15 protein-coding genes are annotated in these 16,797 nt (G+C 72.6%); 5 read left to right on the top strand and 10 right to left on the bottom strand.

The annotated features are described in order from the left end of the window. Positions 1-3: 3 nt before the first annotated feature. Positions 4-345 carry a hypothetical protein gene (locus ACFYWX_RS23225; RefSeq protein WP_389425977.1) on the bottom strand — a complete coding sequence of 114 codons (342 nt, stop codon included), beginning with the start codon at positions 343-345 and terminating at the stop codon, positions 4-6. 43 nt (positions 346-388) lie between these two features. Continuing rightward, positions 389-1,318, bottom strand: coding sequence for a GNAT family N-acetyltransferase (locus ACFYWX_RS23220; RefSeq protein WP_389425976.1), 930 nt, complete (start codon positions 1,316-1,318; stop codon positions 389-391). 239 nt (positions 1,319-1,557) lie between these two features. On the opposite strand from ACFYWX_RS23220, the gene ACFYWX_RS23215 reads away from it, so the two are divergent. Beyond that, the gene (locus tag ACFYWX_RS23215; protein ID WP_389426097.1) at positions 1,558-2,658 is read left to right on the top strand and encodes a PP2C family protein-serine/threonine phosphatase; all 1,101 of its coding nucleotides are present in this window, start codon (positions 1,558-1,560) and stop codon (positions 2,656-2,658) included. Here the strand turns inward: ACFYWX_RS23215 and ACFYWX_RS23210 are convergent. Continuing rightward, positions 2,615-4,882 (bottom strand): MMPL family transporter, encoded by a 2,268-nt coding sequence (locus ACFYWX_RS23210; RefSeq protein ID WP_389425975.1) that lies wholly within the window; start codon positions 4,880-4,882, stop codon positions 2,615-2,617. The genes ACFYWX_RS23215 and ACFYWX_RS23210 overlap by 44 nt on opposite strands. A gap of 271 nt (positions 4,883-5,153) precedes the next feature. Between ACFYWX_RS23210 and ACFYWX_RS23205 the strand changes: the two genes are divergently transcribed. Then, positions 5,154-5,360 carry a hypothetical protein gene (locus tag ACFYWX_RS23205; protein WP_389425974.1) on the top strand — a complete coding sequence of 69 codons (207 nt, stop codon included), beginning with the start codon at positions 5,154-5,156 and terminating at the stop codon, positions 5,358-5,360. Positions 5,361-5,646: 286 nt separating this feature from the next. On the opposite strand, the gene ACFYWX_RS23200 is transcribed toward ACFYWX_RS23205, so the two are convergent. After that, positions 5,647-6,144: a DUF5709 domain-containing protein gene (locus ACFYWX_RS23200; protein WP_389425973.1), complete on the bottom strand. Its 498-nt coding sequence runs from the start codon at positions 6,142-6,144 to the stop codon at positions 5,647-5,649. A 143-nt stretch (positions 6,145-6,287) separates the two neighbouring features. Between ACFYWX_RS23200 and ACFYWX_RS23195 the strand changes: the two genes are divergently transcribed. Continuing rightward, complete coding sequence (locus ACFYWX_RS23195) at positions 6,288-7,046, top strand: Type 1 glutamine amidotransferase-like domain-containing protein (protein WP_389425972.1); 759 nt, start codon at positions 6,288-6,290, stop codon at positions 7,044-7,046. 10 nt (positions 7,047-7,056) lie between these two features. Here the strand turns inward: ACFYWX_RS23195 and ACFYWX_RS23190 are convergent, their stop codons facing one another. From ACFYWX_RS23190 to ACFYWX_RS23175, 4 genes are all read right to left on the bottom strand, one after another. Next, complete coding sequence (locus tag ACFYWX_RS23190; RefSeq protein ID WP_389425971.1) at positions 7,057-7,737, bottom strand: Clp protease N-terminal domain-containing protein; 681 nt, start codon at positions 7,735-7,737, stop codon at positions 7,057-7,059. A 62-nt stretch (positions 7,738-7,799) separates the two neighbouring features. Then, positions 7,800-8,654 carry a proteasome subunit beta gene (prcB, locus tag ACFYWX_RS23185; RefSeq protein ID WP_389425970.1) on the bottom strand — a complete coding sequence of 285 codons (855 nt, stop codon included), beginning with the start codon at positions 8,652-8,654 and terminating at the stop codon, positions 7,800-7,802. Between the two features lie 74 nt (positions 8,655-8,728). Continuing rightward, positions 8,729-11,074 (bottom strand): glycoside hydrolase family 65 protein, encoded by a 2,346-nt coding sequence (locus ACFYWX_RS23180; protein WP_389425969.1) that lies wholly within the window; start codon positions 11,072-11,074, stop codon positions 8,729-8,731. After that, positions 11,071-11,811, bottom strand: coding sequence for an HAD family hydrolase (locus tag ACFYWX_RS23175; protein ID WP_389425968.1), 741 nt, complete (start codon positions 11,809-11,811; stop codon positions 11,071-11,073). The genes ACFYWX_RS23180 and ACFYWX_RS23175 overlap by 4 nt, the downstream gene beginning before the upstream one ends. 91 nt (positions 11,812-11,902) lie before the next feature. Between ACFYWX_RS23175 and ACFYWX_RS23170 the strand changes: the two genes are divergently transcribed. Further along, a complete protein-coding gene (locus tag ACFYWX_RS23170; protein ID WP_389425967.1) occupies positions 11,903-12,562 on the top strand; it encodes a nucleoside/nucleotide kinase family protein in 660 nt (219 codons plus the stop codon). Between the two features lie 4 nt (positions 12,563-12,566). Next, positions 12,567-13,172, top strand: a complete 606-nt coding sequence (locus ACFYWX_RS23165) for a hypothetical protein (protein ID WP_389425966.1) — start codon at positions 12,567-12,569, stop codon at positions 13,170-13,172. A 6-nt stretch (positions 13,173-13,178) separates the two neighbouring features. Here ACFYWX_RS23165 and ACFYWX_RS23160 read toward each other — a convergent pair whose 3' ends face one another. Continuing rightward, positions 13,179-15,008, bottom strand: coding sequence for a hypothetical protein (locus tag ACFYWX_RS23160; RefSeq protein WP_389426096.1), 1,830 nt, complete (start codon positions 15,006-15,008; stop codon positions 13,179-13,181). Between the two features lie 70 nt (positions 15,009-15,078). Next, positions 15,079-16,797, bottom strand: coding sequence for a hypothetical protein (locus tag ACFYWX_RS23155; protein WP_389425965.1), 1,719 nt, complete (start codon positions 16,795-16,797; stop codon positions 15,079-15,081).

Here is a 16,797-nt window from a genome sequence, read left to right as displayed (position 1 = left end):
CGGCTAGCCTCCCGTGCGGTCGTCCTCGAACGGCTCGTCGCTCCACCGGAACCACGCCCGGTCACCCTCGATGTGCAGGAGGAACTCGGGGACGGGGCCGTCCGGCGAGGACAGGGAGACATGGCGCCGGATCTCGTCGTAGACCGTCTCCCACTCCTCCACCCGGTCGTCGAAGTCGCCTTCGAGCAGGGCGAGTTCACGGGTGAACAGTGCCTGGACGGTGTCGTACGCCGGGCCGGGGACGAATCTGCCCGACAGCCATGGGAAGTCGGCGTCGTCGATCAGGATCTCCCCGACCTGCCGCTCACCGCTGGACACGCGCCAGACCTGCCCGTCGAACGCCATGCCGACTCCGTCCTCCGCCGTCGATCACGCTCGTGCCGGCGTGTCACCCGGCACTGACAACGCCTTCGTCCGTGCGGTCAGCCGCCTCCTTCGGCTCGAAGTGGATGCGTTCCCGTACGACGGGATGGCCCGCCCGCTCGAAGTGGGCGGCCATGGGGAAGTTGCCCTGGTCCGTCGCGCCGCCGATGAACTCCGCGCCCTGTTCGGCGAGGAAGTGGGTGCACTCGGTCAACAGGTCGTAGGCGTAGCCGTGGCCGCGCTGTTCCGGTACGACGCCGATGAAGCCGATGCATGGGCCCGACGGGTTGTGGGCCGGGATGTGGATCCCGACCAGCTCGCCCTGCGCGGTGCGCGCCACCTGCCACCACTCGCGCGGCGAGGGGCACCAGCGGAAGAAGTCGAGCTCCTCCTGGGCGGCCCGGTCCAGGCCGCCCTCCTCGATGGCCCGCAGGGAGTGGGCGTCGAGGGTGACCGAGTGGATGCGGCGCAGTGCGTCGAAGAAGAACGCGTCGTCCGGTTCGGGACCGAACACCAGGCGGCCGGGCCGTTCGGGAAGACCGCACTCGGGGGTCCAGCGGTAGAGGAAGCGTTCGACCATGAGGTCGTACCCGGCGGCCCGGGCGGCGGCGAAGCGTGCCTCGGCGGCGGAGCGCAGTTCCGGGACCTCGCGCCAGCCGCCGGGCAGGTTGATCTCCAGCTCGGCCCGCCACGGAGCGCTGCGCAGCAGCTCGGCGCCGGCTTCCTCCTCCCCTTCCGCCACGTCGAACCAGTTGACGAAGAGGGGCTCGCTGTCGTCGGGGCCGCCCCACCATGCGGCGCGGGCGACGACGCGGCCGTCGCGCAGGGCGACCCGCTTCCAGTCGGGGCGGAACCGGGTCAGCCGGTGCGCCTCACGGGCGCCCAGCGGGTCGGCGTGGTCGTCGAAGAGATGGGCGTCGCTCTCGTCGAGCGCGCGGATGACCAGATCGGTCATGGGTCTTTCCTCCGGGATGCGTGCTGCGTGGAGCGCTCCCGGTCAGGTCAGACGGAACACACCGGGGCAACGGAGAGGGAGCGCTGGAATGCTGTGAGCTGCATGACACTCGCCTCCTTCCGTCGGTCTCAGGGCGTGCGGTCACACCATACGGAGTCCGCTGTCCGGGCGTCCACGGGTTTTCGACGCCCGGCGTGCGGGACCGCGGCCGCAGGAGGAGCGTGGACCGTGTGGGAAGAGTGCGCGTCCTGTCGGCCCGCCAGGAACGGGAACGGCGAACCTGGCTGAGGGGTGCGCCGCCGCCGCGCTGGGTGCGGGTGCTCCCGGTCGCGCTGGCCGTGGGCGTGTGCGTCGCCACCCTGTTGAGCGACGACCCGTTGGACATCGGCTTCCTGCTGGGCGCCATCCCGCCGCTGGCCGTGCTGTCGTACGGTCCCGTGGCGACCGCCGTCCTGGGTGCCGGAGTGATCGTGATGCTCAACGTCCCTGCGTTCCAGCTGGACCGGCCCGGCAGCACCGACCTGCTGACCGTCAGCTTCGTGGCCGTGCTGAGCGTCTTCGTGTCGTTCGTGCGCAGTCGGCGGGACGTGCAGTTGGCCACCGAGCGCACCGTCGCCGAGGCCGCGCAGCGGGCGGTGGCGCCGCCGGTGCCCGAGCGGGTCGGGCCGCTGAGGTGCGCCGGGCTGTACCGGGCGGCGCAGCGCGGGACGCTCGTGGGCGGTGACTTCTTCGACGTGCGCGAGGGGCCGTACGGCGTGCGGGCGGTCATGGGTGACGTGCAGGGGCACGGTCTGTCGGCGGTGGCCACGGTCGCCTCGCTGCTGGGGGCGTTCCGGGAGGCGGTGCTGGACCTGCCGGACCTGGAGGCGGTCGCGGGCCGGCTCGACCGGCGGCTGGTGGTGGACTCGGCGCGGGTGCGCCACGCCGAGCTGTTCGCGACGGCCGTCCTGCTGGAGTTCTCCCGCGACGCGGGCGCCGTGCGGATCGTGGTGTGCGGGCATCCGCCGCCGCTGCTGCTGCGCGCCGGAACGGTCGAGGAGATCGAGGTCACGCCGTGGCCGCCGCTGGGTCTGGGCCTGCCCGACATCACCCCGTACGACGGGCTGAATGTGCCGTTGCGGGCCGGTGACCGGCTGTTTCTGGCCTCCGACGGCGTCTGGGAGGCCCGGGACACCGCCGGTGCCTTCTACCCGCTCCTCGACCGGCTGGCGGCCCTCGCCGACGGCGACCCGGCCGCGACGGCCGACCGTGTCTGGGCCGACCTGCTGGGGTACAGCGAGGCGGTCCGCGACGACGTCACGGTGCTCGTCCTCGCCCCGACGCCTGCCCACGGTCGCTGACGCCGGCGGCCTCCTCGTCGTCGCCCTCGGCGTCGATGTGCGGGAGGATCCGGTCCAGCCACCGGGGCGTCCACCAGGCACGCGGCCCCAGCAGCGTCATCACCGCCGGGACCATGAGGAGGCGTACGACGCTGGCGTCGATGAGCACGCTGACGGCGAGGCCGAGACCGAGCATCTTGACGACGATGTTGTCGCTGATGATGAAGGCCGCGAAGACGCTCATCATGATCAGGGCGGCGCACGTGATGACGCGGGCGGTGATCTCCAGGGCGTGAGCCACCGACGCCTTGGCGTCGCCGGTGCGCATCCAGGCCTCGTGCACCCGGGAGAGCAGGAAGATCTCGTAGTCCATGCTCAGTCCGAAGATGATCGCGAACATCATCATCGGCACATAGCTCTCGATGGGCACCTTGCCGTTGACGCCCAGCGCGGGGCCGCCCCAGCCCCACTGGAAGACGGCGACGACGACGCCGTACGAGGCCGCGATCGACAGGACGTTGAGGACGGCGGCCTTCACGGCGACGAGGAGGCCGCGGAAGACGGCGAGGATGATCAGGAAGGCCAGGGCGACCACGACACCGATGATCAGGGGCAGTCGGCTCGCGACGATGTCACGGAAGTCGACCTGGGCGGCGGTGGTGCCGGTGACGTATCCCTTGGCGTCGGTGCCGGAGACCGCGTCGGGCAGGGTGTCGTCGACGAGCCGGTTCGTCAGGTCGGTGGTGGTGGCGTTCTGCGGGGACTGAGCGGAGTAGACGGTGCCGTACAGGACGTCCCCGTCCTGGGTGGGCGTCAGCGGGGTGACCGTGGCGGCGTCCTGCGCGGAGTTCAGGGTCTGCTGCGCCTTCGAGGCGAGGGCGGAGCGCTGGTCGGACGGGACGGAGCTCTGGTCGATGACGACGGTGAGCGGCCCATTGGAGCCGGGGCCGAAGGAGTCGGTCATCAGGTCGTACGCCCGCCGGTCGGTGAAGGACGTGGGGTCGGCGCCGTCGCCGATGTGGCCGAGCTGGATGGAGAAGAGGGGAATGGCGAGGATCGCGACGGTGACGACGCCCGCCGACAGGTACCGCAGCGGGTGACGTTCGACGCGCTGCGCGTAGCGGTGCCAGGTCCCCTGGGAGATCTCGCCCCCGGCCTCCGTCTCGGCGATGGGGCGGCGCACGTGGTACCGGTCGAGGTGTCTGCCGATGAGCCCCAGCAGGGCGGGGACGAGGGTGAGGGCGCCGGTGACGGCGGAGACCACGGTGATGGCGGCGGCGAGGCCGAGTTTGCCGATGAAGGACACCCCGGAGGCGTAGAGGCCGGCCAGCGCGATGATCACAGTGCAGCCGGAGACGAGCACGGCGCGTCCGCTGGTGGCGGTGGCGTGCCCCGCGGCCCGCACCGGGTCGGCGCCGTCGATCATGCCCTGCCGGTGCCGGGTGATCAGGAAGAGGGCGTAGTCGATACCGACGCCCAGTCCGATCATGGTGGCGAGGGTCGGTGAGACGGTGGCGAAGGTGAACGCGGCGGCGAGCAGCCCGAGGCAGGCAAGACCGCCGACGACGCTGATCAGCGCGGTCAGCAGGGGCAGACCGGCGGCGATGATGCTGCCGAAGCCGACCAGCAGCACGACGATGGCGACGGCGAAGCCGATCAGCTCGCTGACCCGGTCGTCCGCGGCGGGCCGGGCGAGTTCGCCGAGTGGCCCGCCGTACTCGACGTCGACACCGGCCGCGCGCAGCGGCTGGACGGCGGCGTCGACTCCGTCGAGGTAGCCGGCGCCCAGGGTGGAGGGCTGCTCGTCGAAGCGGACGGTGATGTAGCCGGTCTTGCCGTCGGTGGAGACCGGTCCGACCTTCGACGCCGGCTGGGACAGCGGGTTCTGCGCGGCCAGCACGTGGGGCAGCTTCTGGAGGTCGCCGACCGTGGTGGACATCTGGGAGCCCAGCGAGGACAGCGGCTTGTCGGCGTCGTGCATGACGATCTGGCTGCTGTAGCCCCCGGCCTGCGGATCGTGCTCTTTCAGCACGTCGAGGCCCTTCGTGGACTGCACACCGGGGAGGGTGAAGTTGTCGGAGTAGGTGCCGCCGTAGGTGCGGCTGAGGGCCTGCAGGGCGACAAGGGCGACGAGCCAGGCGATGATCACGATCAGGAAGTGGTGGGCGCACCACTCGCCGAGCCGCCGCAGAACGCCTCCCGCGGGCTTTCCCTCTTCCCCTGTGCTGACGCGCGTACGTGCCATGGGCCTCGGCCTTCTCTGCCGGGCCGGGCGCCCGACACCCCCATTACACGTCGGCCTGATCTTCCCGGCATCTCGGGATCCACGCGTCCAGGGCCTCGCGGAAGGGTTACTCGTCGGCCGGAGAGGTACTCCTGCGGGTACGGAGCGAGCGGCTCCGGGGCCGGGGCCGTCCGTCCTCCGGATGCACCGCGCGCTGCCGCGTTGAATGGTGTTAGTGGGCCCGATGGCAGTACCGGGCCGATTCAGCCCTCCGACCCGAGGAGCGGAGATCATGCCGACGTCACAGCCCGACGCGTCCCAGCCTTCCCAGGACCGCGCCACCCCGGACCACCTGCTCCACACCCGGACCGGCACCGAGGTGTCGCCGGAGGACGTGGTCCTCGCCACCGGCCGGGACATCACCCCGCGCAACCTCGAGTGGGCACGGCGCAAGCTGGCCGAGGAGGGGCCCGCCGTGATCGAGAAGCTGCTGCCCTAGAAACACCCCTGGGGTCCGGGGCGCGCCTCGGGCTCCGGGCCCTGGCGGCACGGCTCGCCGGACAGGCCGTCTCCGCCTTCCCCGCCACGTCCTGCCGTCCGGTTGATCACGTTCGCCTCATGGTTCTCTCCCTGTGGAGAAGGCAGGGACGTGGACCGTCCCGCGGGGTCCCGAAGCGGCCGCCATGGGCCCCGGCGGAATGGTTCAGGCAGGGCTGATCCACAGCGGCCGGTCGGTGGTGGGCCGACTGCGCCGGCTCGACCGCATCGGGGACCGACCGGCCCGCTCAGGGCTCCTCGGCGTCGAGATCGTCCCGGTTGTCCAGGTCGTCCGGGACGATGTGCACGGCGGCCTCCTCGGCGCCTGCGGCTCCGGCGTCGATGCCCACGTCGTCGGCGACCTCTTCCTTGGTCGTGTCGGTGCGCAGGCCCTCGTCCGGGGCGACGAGGCGGCCGGCGCGGGCGCGGCCCGCCTCGGGGTCGACGGGCTCGCCCTCGCCGTCCGGGAGGTCGCCGACACCGTCCCCGGGGGGCGCGGTCACGTCGGGCTGCTCACGGGCGAGGCGCTCGTCGAGGGTCTCGCCGTCGTGCTGTTCGGCGGCCGTGGTGCCGTGCTCGGTGACGCCGAGCGGCTTCTCCGGCGGGGAGTAGCCCTCGTCGAGGGTGTCGTCGTAGGTGCGCTCGTCGACGGCGTCCTGAAGGTCCAGGGGCGCCGCGTCCTCCTGCTCCTCGTTGGTCCCGGTGGGCTGGTAGGCGTCGTCCGCCATCGTCGGCTCCGTGCCCATGACTGCCTCCTCTCTCTGCGGTGTCCGGTCTCGGGTTTCCCCTCGGACGCGCTCCAACCTCGTGGGTGGCTGTGGGGTGACTGTCATCACTCGCGCACTCACTGCTACGGTCCCGTGAACTGCGCGGGAAGGGGGCCGGGGTCATGAGCGGCGGGCGTGTGGCACTGCTCGGCGGGGGCTTCTCCACCGACACCGACGGACTGCTCGACGACTGGCTGCTCGGGCACGCGCGTGCCCCACGGCCCCGGGTGTGTTTCCTTCCCACGGCCAGCGGCGACGCGCCCGGGTACGTGGAGCGGTTCCTCGCCGCCTTCGCGGCGCGGGACTGTGAGCCGTCCGTGCTGCCGCTGTTCAGCCGGAAGCTGGACGACGACGCCCTGCGCACCTCGCTGCTCGCGCAGGACGTCGTGTACGTGGGCGGCGGCAACACCGCCGACATGCTCGTGGTGTGGCGCAGACACGGCGTGGACCGGCTGCTGGCGGAGGCCTACGAGCGGGGGACGCTGCTCTGCGGGATCAGCGCCGGCGCCAACTGCTGGGCCGAGCGTTCCGTCACCGACTCCTTCGGCCCGCTCGCCGTGCTGTCGGACGGCCTGGGTCTGCTGCCCGGTTCGGTCTGCCCCCACTACGACAGCGAACCGGACCGCCGGCCCACCTACCGAGACGCCGTGGCGACGGGCGCCCTGCCCGCCGGCTGGGCGCTGGACGACGGCACCGGAGCCCTCTTCGAGGACGGCCGGCTGACACGGACGGTCACCCGCACTCCGCAGGCCCGGGTGTACCGGGTGGAGCCGGACGGGCGGGGCGGCTCCGAGGAACGGGCACTTCCCGGCGAAGTCCTCGGCGAAGACGTCCGCGAAGACCTCGGCGAGGCTCTCGGCCAGCCCCCCGGGTGCGGCTGAAGCGCCCTCCTCACACCTCGCCGACCGGCTCGAAGCCGGCCTCCGCCAGTAGCGTGGCCGCCACACCGCGCCCGATCCGGGCGAGCCCGACGAGCAGGTCGTCGCAGTCGATCCGCGCCGAGCCGCGCTGCTCGGCGCGGTCCTCGGCGAGGGCGATCGCCTTGCGGGAGTACGGGGTCCAGGCGATGCGCTCGGCGGCCTGCGAGGCGCCGAGGCCCAGTCGGGTGCCGACGCTGCGGTGGACGTCGTCCGCGACGACACCGGAGGTCTCCAGGAGCCGGGTGGCGCTGTTGCCCTGCGCGGTCAGGCCCCACAACAGGTGCTCGGTGCCGATGTAGTTGTTCCGGTGGGCGACGGCGGCCTGCTTCACGTGGACCATGGCGTCGCGGAGGTCGTCGGACATGGTGTCCGGGCCGTAGCGCTTGTGCGGTGCGTGGAAACGCTGCTGCACGGCCTGCCGGGTCACGCCCAGGGCGGCTCCGATGTCCGTCCACGAGGCACCGTGCATCCGGCAGTGTTCGACATAGTCCTCGACCAGGTCGTCGGCCAGGGACTGCAGTTGGCCCGCGAGGCCTGCGGCGCTCGTCAGCAGCGCCAGCCAGTCGGGCTGTTCCTGCCCGCCGGGGCGGTGGGCGGTGTCGCAGGTGCGGTCCACCTCGGCGATGAGGTCGTCCAGATCAGGTAAGGCCATGACGCAAGTAAGCCTTGACAGTTCAAAACTGTCAAGGCGAACTTGCCTGCAGGGGAACCGGGTTACGGAGCCGCGTTCGGTCCGTCCGGTCGGCTGTGGCGCTGTTCGACCATCTCCCGGCTGAGCTCCTCCGTCTCCCGCTCGGACAGCCGCTCGAAGCCGTCCTCGGTGATGACCGAGACGATGGGGAAGATACGGCGGTTGATGTCCGGGCCGCCGGTCGCGGAGTCGTCGTCGGCCGCGTCCCAGAGTGCCTGGAGCGCGGCGAGCGCGGCCTCGCGCCGGGGCATGCCCGGCCGGAACAGCTTCTTCAACGCGCCCCGGGCGTACGGCGAACCGGATCCCTCGGCGTGGAAGGCCGCCTTCTCGTACATGCCGCCGGTGACGTCGAAGCCGAAGATGCGGCCCCTGACGCCGGCGGAGGCGGTGACGTCGTAGCCCGCCAGGAGCGGTACGACGGCGAGGCCCTGCATGGCCTGGCCGAGGTTCTGCCGGATCATCCCGGCGAGCCGGGTCGCCTTCGCCCTGAGGGTCATGGGGATGCCCTCGACCTTCTCGAAGTGCGTGAGCTCGACCTGGTACAGCTTCACCATGTCGAGGGCGAGTCCGACGCTGCCGGCGAAGGCGACGGCGGTGTGGTCGTCCGCCGGGTGCACCTTCTCCAGGTCGCGCTGGGCGATGAGGTTGCCCATGGTGGCCCGGCGGTCGCCGGCTATGAGCACGCCGTCGCGGTAGGTGAGGGCCAGCACGGTGGTGCCGTGCGGGAACCGGCCGGGGGCGGCGCGCACCCCGTCCGGGAACGGGGCGCGCGTGGGCAGCAGCGCCGGGCGGTGCGCGGCCAGGAACTCCGTGAAGGACGAGGTCCCTGGCGTGAAGAACTGCTCCCCCAACCGGCCGTCGTGCTCACTCCCCGTCATGGCACTCCCCCATCCTCCGCGGGCCGACACCCCAGTACTACCTGTGGCGGACGGCCGGGAAACGCCCGGCGGGATCACTCACGGGCATTCGGCCTCCGGTGCGGGGGCTGTTCGGGAGCCTGCCGCTGCGGCGGCGCGGGGATGGGGCGCACTGCCGGGCCGTCGCCGTTCAGCCCCACCTCGTCCCCATGGTGACGGATCGTCAGCGGTGGTCCGGACAGCAGGGTGTACGTCGCCTTGTCCGGCCCTATCTCCACCCGCAGCCGCCGGCCGAGGAGTTGGAGGGAGAAGGCGAGGCGGCTGAACCGCTCGGGCAGGCGTGGGGCGAAGCGCAGGGAGTCGCCCTCGCGCCGCGTTCCGCCGAAGCCCGCGACCAGCGCCATCCACGTGCCCGCCAGGGACGCGATGTGCAGCCCGTCCCGGGTGTTGTGCTCCAGGTCGCCCAGGTCCATCAGGGCCGCCTCGGCCGTGTAGTCGTAGGCGAGCCGCAGATGGCCGGCCTGCGCGGCGACGACGGCCTGGACGCAGGCGGACAGGGAGGAGTCCCGTACGGTCAGCGGTTCGTAGTAGGCGAAGTTGCGGGCGACCTGGTCGGCGTCGAAGTGGCTTTCGCAGGTGTACATCGCCAGGACCAGGTCGGCCTGTTTGACGACCTGTTTGCGGTAGAGGTCGAAGTACGGGAAGTTCAGCATCAGCGGGTACTGGTCGGGGCGGGTGCCGGCGAAGTCCCAGCGCTGGTAGCGGGTGAAGCCGGCGTGCTGTTCGTGGACGCCGAGTTCGTCGTTGTAGGGGATGAACACCGCTTCGGCGGCGTCCCGCCAGGTCGCGCTCTCCTCGGCGTCGACGCCGAGCCCGGCCGCCTGCTTCGGGTGGCGTTCGACGGCGTCGACGGCCGCCAGCAGGTTCGCCCGGGCCATCAGGTTGGTGTAGGTGTTGTCGTCGGCGACGGCGCTGTACTCGTCGGGTCCGGTCACACCGTCGAGGTGGAAGGCGCCGTGGGCGTCGTGGTGGCCGAGCGAGCGCCACAGCCGGGCCGTCTCCACCAGCAGCTCCACGCCGGTGTCGCGTTCGAAGTCGGTGTCCCCGGTCGCGGCGACGTAGCGCACCACGGCGTCCGCGATGTCGGCGTTGACGTGGAAGGCCGCCGTGCCGGCCGGCCAGTACGCGGACCCCTCGGAGCCCTCGATGGTCCGCCAGGGGAACGCGGCGCCGCGCAGGCCGAGTTGGGTGGCGCGTTCGCGGGCGGCGGGCAGGGTGTTCTGGCGCCAGCGCAGTGCCTCGGCCACCGCGTCCGGAGCGGTGTAGGTCAGCAGGGGCAGCACGAAGGTCTCGGTGTCCCAGAACGCGTGCCCGTCGTAGCCGGAGCCGGTCAGTCCCTTGGCGGGGATGGCGCGTTGCTCGGCGCGGGCGCCGGCCTGCAGGACGTGGAAGAGGGCGAAGCGGACAGCCTGCTGGATCTCCTCGTCGCCGTCGACCTCGACGTCGGCGCGCGCCCAGAAGTCGTCGAGGTACGCCCGCTGTTCGTCCACCAGACCCGACCAGCCGCTCTGCGCGGCCGCCGCCAGTGCCGCCTCGACCTGGTCGCTCATCGCGGGCCGGGAGCGGGCGCCGGACCAGCCGTGGGCGACGAGCTTCTCCACGCGCAGCCGCTCGCCCGGCTCCAGGACGGAGGTGACCGTCAGCCGGGCCACGTCCAGGTTGCTCTCGCTGCTCGTGGAGGTCCCGTCGGGGCCGGTGACGACGTGGTCGGCGGCCGCGGCCACGCGCAGGCCGCTGCGCCTGGTGCGGTGCACGAGGCGCAGCCGCTTCCCCGAGGTGTAGTCCTCCTCGGGCTCCAGCGGCGACTTCAGCGCCCGGGCGGCGCGCGGGTCGCCGTTCGGCTCGGGCAGGCTCTCGTTGGCGACGAGCTCCGACTGGATCACCACGCGGGTGCGGCTGCCGACGGGCTCCACCTCGTAGGCGACGGCTGCGATCGCCCGCTGGGTGAGGGAGACCAGCCGCGTCGAGCGCACCCGTACCGTCGTCCCGGCCGGGGAGGTCCACTCGCAGGTCCGCTCCAGGACGCCCCGGCGCAGGTCCAGGGTGCGTTCGTGGGTGACGAGCCGCCCGTAGCGCAGGTCGAAGGGCTCGTCGTCGACGAGCAGCCGCAGCACCTTGCCGTTGGTGACGTTGATGACGGTCTGGCCGGACTCCGGGTAGCCGTAGCCCGCCTCGGCGTACGGCAGCGGGTGCAGTTCGTGCACGCCGTTGAGGTAGGAGCCGGGCAGGCCGTGCGGTTCGCCCTCGTCGAGGTTGCCGCGCCAGCCGACATGGCCGTTGGACAGCGCGAACACGGACTCGCTCTGGGCCAGTACGTCGAGGTTGAGGTCCGTCTCCCGCACGGTCCACGGCTCGACGGCGTACGACCGCTGACTGATCACGCCTTCCCTCCCAGTTCGGCGAGGTCCTTGACCACCACGTCGGCGCCGTGCCGGTACAGGGCGTCCGCCTGTCCGACCCGGTCCACGCCCACGACGTACCCGAAGCGGCCCGCGCGGCCCGCGTCCATGCCGGCCAGCGCGTCCTCGAAGACGGCCGCCTGCCTGGGTTCCACGCCGAGGTCGCGGGCCGCCGCGAGGAAGGTGTCGGGGTGCGGCTTGCCCGGCAGCTTCCGCTCGGCGGCCACCACGCCGTCGATCCGTACGTCGAAGAGGTGCTCGGCGTCGATGGAGCGCAGCACGTCCCGGGTGTTGGCGCTGGAGGAGACGATCGCGGTGCTCAGGCCCTGGGCGCGGACCGCCTCGATGTAGCGCAGGGTGCCCTCGTAGGCCTCGACGCCCTGGGTGCGGATCTTCTCCAGGAGCAGTTCGTTCTTGCGGTTGCCGAGGCCGTGGACCGTGGCCGCGTCCGGTGGGTCGTCGGGATCGCCCTCGGGGAGTTCGATGTCGCGGGAGGCGAGGAAGGTGCGTACGCCGTCGGCGCGTGGGCGTCCGTCGACGTACTCGTCGTAGTCGGCGCCCGGGTCGAACGGCCGGAAGTGCTCGCCCTCGTGCTCGCGCAGGAAGGCGTCGAACATCTCCTTCCAGGCGGCCGCGTGCACGACGGCCGTCTTGGTGACGACCCCGTCGAGGTCGAAGAGGCAGGTGACAATTCCTTCGGGAAGACCGAGATCCGTCATACAGGACACGGTTCCCCGCCAGACGGCGTCCACGGGGTGGCGCACGCCACACCGGTGCTTTTCGGTGTGCGCCGGTGACACACTCTGCGGTGTGCCGCTGACATTCGACGACCTGCTCCTGCGCGCCCGCACCCTCGTCCCGCAGGGGCGGCGCGCGCTGCTCGGCATCACCGGCAGCCCGGGCGCCGGCAAGACGACACTCGCCGAGCACCTGGTCCAGGAGCTGAACGGCGCCGGGGAGCCGTGGGTCGCGCACGTCCCCATGGACGGCTTCCACCTGGCCGACGTCGAACTCGACCGGCTCGGCCGCCGCGACCGCAAGGGCGCGCCGGACACGTTCGACGCGGCGGGGTACGCGGCGCTGCTGCGGCGCCTGCGAGAGGACGCTCAGAGCGAGGAGATCGTCTACGCGCCCGGTTTCGAGCGGGTCCTGGAGCAGCCGGTCGCCGGCGCGATCCCGGTGCCGTCGACGGCCCGGCTGGTGGTGACGGAGGGCAACTACCTGCTGCTGGAGACGGGCGCGTGGGCGCGCGTGCGGCCGCAGCTCGACGAGGTGTGGTTCTGCGATCTGGACGAGGAGGAGCGCGTCCGCCGGCTGGTCGCCCGCCACGAGCGGTTCGGCAAGGGGCACGAGGAGGCGGTCGCCTGGGTGCTGCGCACGGACCAGCGCAACGCCGGCCTGGTCGCGGCGACCCGGGAGCGGGCGGACCTGGTGGTGCGGGAAACGGCGCTGCCCGCGCCCCTGGGGTGACCGCATGGGCCTGGACATCAGCGTGTTGGCGCTGGACTGGGAGAGGTTGCAGGCCACGCCGGTCCGCGAGCGGCTGGGGCTGCTGGAGGACGCCGTCTTCCCCGACGTCGATCTCGACCGGGAGCGGGAGCCGGAGCGCGGGTGGGTGTGGCCGGCGGCACCCGGGATGCCGTGGTGCGCCCGGTACGAGTTCCACAGCACCACCGGTTCCTACAAGCCGCACTTCTGGGCGGGGCAGGCCTGGGAGGACGTCCGGGACTTCGCCGCGCCCGAACTGCGGGAGGACCTGGACGTGTTCCTGCGGGGTCTGTTCTGGCACGACGATCCGGTCGACCCGCCCCTCGGCGGTCTCCTCCCGCCCGATCACGGTCCCTGGCGAACGGGCCTGCTGGTCGCCTGCCCGCCCGGGACGGTGTCGGCCCTGGCCGGCCACTGGACCCGGGCCGAACCGCTGCTGGATGGGTTGCGCCCGGCCTACGACGCCCACGCCGCCCGCCCGGGACGGTGGATCGAGGACTTCGACGAGTTCGCCGTCCTGCTGCGCGAGTGGGCCGTGGCGGTGGCGGAGACCGAGCGGCGCGGCTGGGGGCTGCTCGGCCTCCCCTGGTGACCCTTCTCAGGCGTGCAGCGTCAGCTCCGGTTCCGCCCGGGCGTCGCCCGCCGGGTCCCCGATGACCGCGGTGAAGGCCTCCGTCCGTACGGTCAGGCCCTCCGTGCCGTGCTCGAACGCCGGGGTGAACGGTCCGTCGGGGCCGTAGCGCACCGCGAAGACGTGCAGGTCGTCCGGCGCGCCCGGCGCCGGGTCCGCCTCCAGGGCGGAGGAGGTGACCAGGTGCCGCCAGCCCTCGTCCGGGTTGCCGTAGCCGCGCGGGTCGAGGGCCAGGGCGAACGCCGCCTGTTCCTGGGTCCGTTCGGAGCGGGCGTCGAAGTGGTGGACGTCCTCCGCGTGCGGGTGCGTCAGGCGCACCGCGCCGGCCGACGTCACCTGGGCTTCCGCCGTGCGGCGCACCCGGTCGCCGTCGTCCGCCGCGTAGGGCAGGCCGGCCAGCAGGTAGGGCGCGCCGTCGAGGCGTTCCACGGCCACCGTCACCCACAGGCGCGTGCCGTCGGTCACGTACAGGGAGCGCACATGGCGCAGGACGTGGTCGCGGCCCACCACCGGCTTGGTGACCAGCTTGGCGGCCAACCCCTCGGTACGGACGTCGCGGACGCGGACCTCGCCCATCGGGCGGCACAGCAGGAAGCCGTCGACGACGGGCCCGAAGCCGTGCTGTCGGCCCACGGCCGCGGGCAGGTAGTACGTGCCGCCCGCCTCGATCAGCGCGGGGGTCAGGTGGCTGTCGAAGGCCACGGACACCGTGCCGGCGCGCAGTTGGTGACGGGCGGCCGAGGCGGACGGGGTGCGGTGCCAGCGGGTGTCGTCCTGGGTCTGCCAGACCAGCATCCACGCGAAGTGACCGTCGACCCCGCCGTCCGCCTTGACCGCGTGGCGGCCCCAGCGGGTGTCGCCCCGGTAGCGGCCCAGGTCGGAGCCGATACGGCGGCTGAAGTAGCGCAGTCCGAGGACCGACTCGAAGCCGGAGTGCTGCTCGCTGTAGCGCGGGCCACCGTTGTCGAAGCCGCCGCCCGTCAGGCGGGCGTCGATGTAGCGGGCGAGGGCGTCGCCGTCCTCCGCGAAGATCTCCTCGCCGCTGACCCGGTGGGCCTGGGCGAGGAAGGACAGGGAGATCGGGCCGTAGTTGTTGTCGTAGGCGCCGCCGTGCTCGGGGGGCAGCAGCGCGCCCCGGTCACGGACCCGGTGGGCACGGATCTCGTCGACGTACAGGCCGATCGCGCGCGAGCGGACCTGCTCCCGCTCTTCCGGCGGGAGGTGGCGGGCCAGCATCAGGCCGCCGACCACGCACCCGATGGCCTGGTTGCCCGCCTCCTGCGGGTTGAAGAAGGTCGCCTCCGTGAGCCGGCTCCAGTAGCCCCGCGCCACCTGGAGCAGCCGCCCCCTCTGTTCCCCGTCGACGAGCCCCTCGGCCAGGTCGAGGACATCGACCGCCTGGAGCAGCGCCCACACCGTGCTCGGCCAGTCGCCGATCGGGTGCGCGCCCGCCTCCAGGACGTAACGGGCGTACGGGAAGCGGGAGTTGCGGATTTTCAGATTCGGGTAGCCGGGGTTGTCCTCGACGTAGACCCGCTCGCGCAGATGGAAGGCGAGGCTGCGGTGGACCGCCTCCGGCAGCCGCGGGTCCTTGGTCCGCTGCCAGGCCAACGCCAGCAGCGAGGTGATCCCGAGGGAGGTGTCGCCGATGTCGTCCACGCAGTCGGGGTGTTCGAGGCTGCCTTCCGGCGTGATCCGCCGCAGGGCCTGCTCGACGACGTCGGCGAGGACGGCGTCGTACGCCTGAGGGGTGTCCGGGAGGTCGTGCAGCGGGCCGCGCTGGTGCGGGAGGTGCACGGGGAGGTGCGGGAGGTGCACGGGGATCAGCCCTTCATGCCTGAGGTGGCCATGGCGTGGGTCGTCGGGGTCACACGACAGGTGCGGGCCGGCGGGCGCGCAGTGCGACGGTCAGTGTGTGCGGGCCGAGTCCACCGATGTAGACGCGGTTCCCGGTCGTCGCATCGGTGCCGCCCACCACTGTGTAGTCCTGACCCGGGTCGTACCGCAGTACGTCGCTCCGGTCCGGCCCGGCCAGCGGTTCGCCTGCCTCGACGTCGGCCTCGATCCGGATCTCGTCGTCACCGGCCCGGTAGGTCATCGGCCCGGTCGTCAGGCACCAGCGTCCGTCGCCGATCGGTACGGCGCCCTCTGGCACGCCGCCCGGCCGGAAGGTCAGTTCGAGGGCCCAGGGCACCCGTGGTCCGCTGATGTCGATCCGCAGATCGGCACCGTCCTCCCTGAGGTCCACCTCGACGCGGGTCGTGTGTGAGACCTCGTCCCGAGGCCGGTCCGGGAAGGCCATCGCGGCCGAGAAGCGGCCCTCGTCCACCATCCGGTAGACGCCGCCGTCCCGCCGCCGTCCCGGCGGGAGCGGCTGGTAGTAGGCGGCCGAGAGGGTTTCGGTGAGCCGGTAGCGGCTGTCGGCGAGCCGTTGCATATCGGCGGCGCGGAACGGGCCCATGTCGAAGAACCCCCGCGTCAGACGGACCGCGTCGAGGACTGCGTCGCCGGCGAACAGGCGCAGAAAGGTGGGATTGCAGGCGAGGCCCGAGCGGATGCGCCGGTGCTCGGGCACGTCGGAGCCGCCGTACACCACCGTGTGCGCGGTGGCCGAGGCGCGTGCGGCGAGGCGCGCGCTGGTGATGTACCGGTCGCGCGGAAGTGTCTCCGCGGCCGGGGCCGGCAGGACGCGGCACAGGTCCGGAGTGAGGAGGGTCTCGGCGAGCAGGTCGGGGTCGTCGATGCCGCCGGCGGCCGCCAGCCGCGCCGCCCGGCTGAAGTCGGCCCGGCCGGTGCGGATCGCGAGCAGCCGGTAGTGCGGCAGGTAGGGCGCCAGCGGGAACGGGTGGTTCTGGTCCTGCCGTCGCGAGTGGACGGTCTCCACCGTGCCGTCCGGCCTGATCAGGTCCAGGGTGATGGCGAGGTTGCGTTCGACGGCGTACAGCAGGTCGGCGCGGCCGAGCACCTCGGCCAGCAGGAGCAGCGACGGGTTGGAGACGTGGGCGGCGTAGTTGGCGCTGCGTTCCGAGTACAGGCCCTCCGCGTCGATGTCGACGCCCTCGGCGAGCCACTCCTCGACGCGGTCGAGCAGCCGGTCGTCCGGGAAGGACCGGTGCAGCCGGGCCAGCGCCGCGGACAGCTCCCAGCGGTGGTTCGGGGTGTGCACCCCGCCGGTGAGGAGACTGCCGGTGGCGGCGCCGGCGATCTCGGCGAGCGCGGCCGTGACGTCGCGCAGTTCCGGCCCTCCGCCGGCGGCGAGGACGTGCGCGTCGCACACGTCGTTCACGGTGAAGCCGGAGTCCGGCGGTGACTGCACGTTGTCGCCGCCGGCGAAGAGGCCGGTGGCGGTCTGCGTGGCCCGCAGGGCGCGGAGGTGGGTCGTCGCGGCGGCGACGGCCTGTCCGCTGCCGTGCAGTGCGGAGTCCGGGGAACGGTATGCCGCGACCAGGGTCTTCACCCGGCGGGCCAGAACGCGGTGGGTCACACCGGCGGGTTCCACGTCCGGGCCGGCCGCCAGCGGGGCGGCCGGCCGGTCGGCCGCGCGGGCCACCGCGCGGACGAACTCGTGGTCGAGCGGGGTGGGCAA

Source organism: Streptomyces sp. NPDC002888, from assembly GCF_042888465.1.
GTDB lineage: Bacteria > Actinomycetota > Actinomycetes > Streptomycetales > Streptomycetaceae > Streptomyces.
This window is presented reverse-complemented; position numbering and strand designations above follow the sequence as displayed.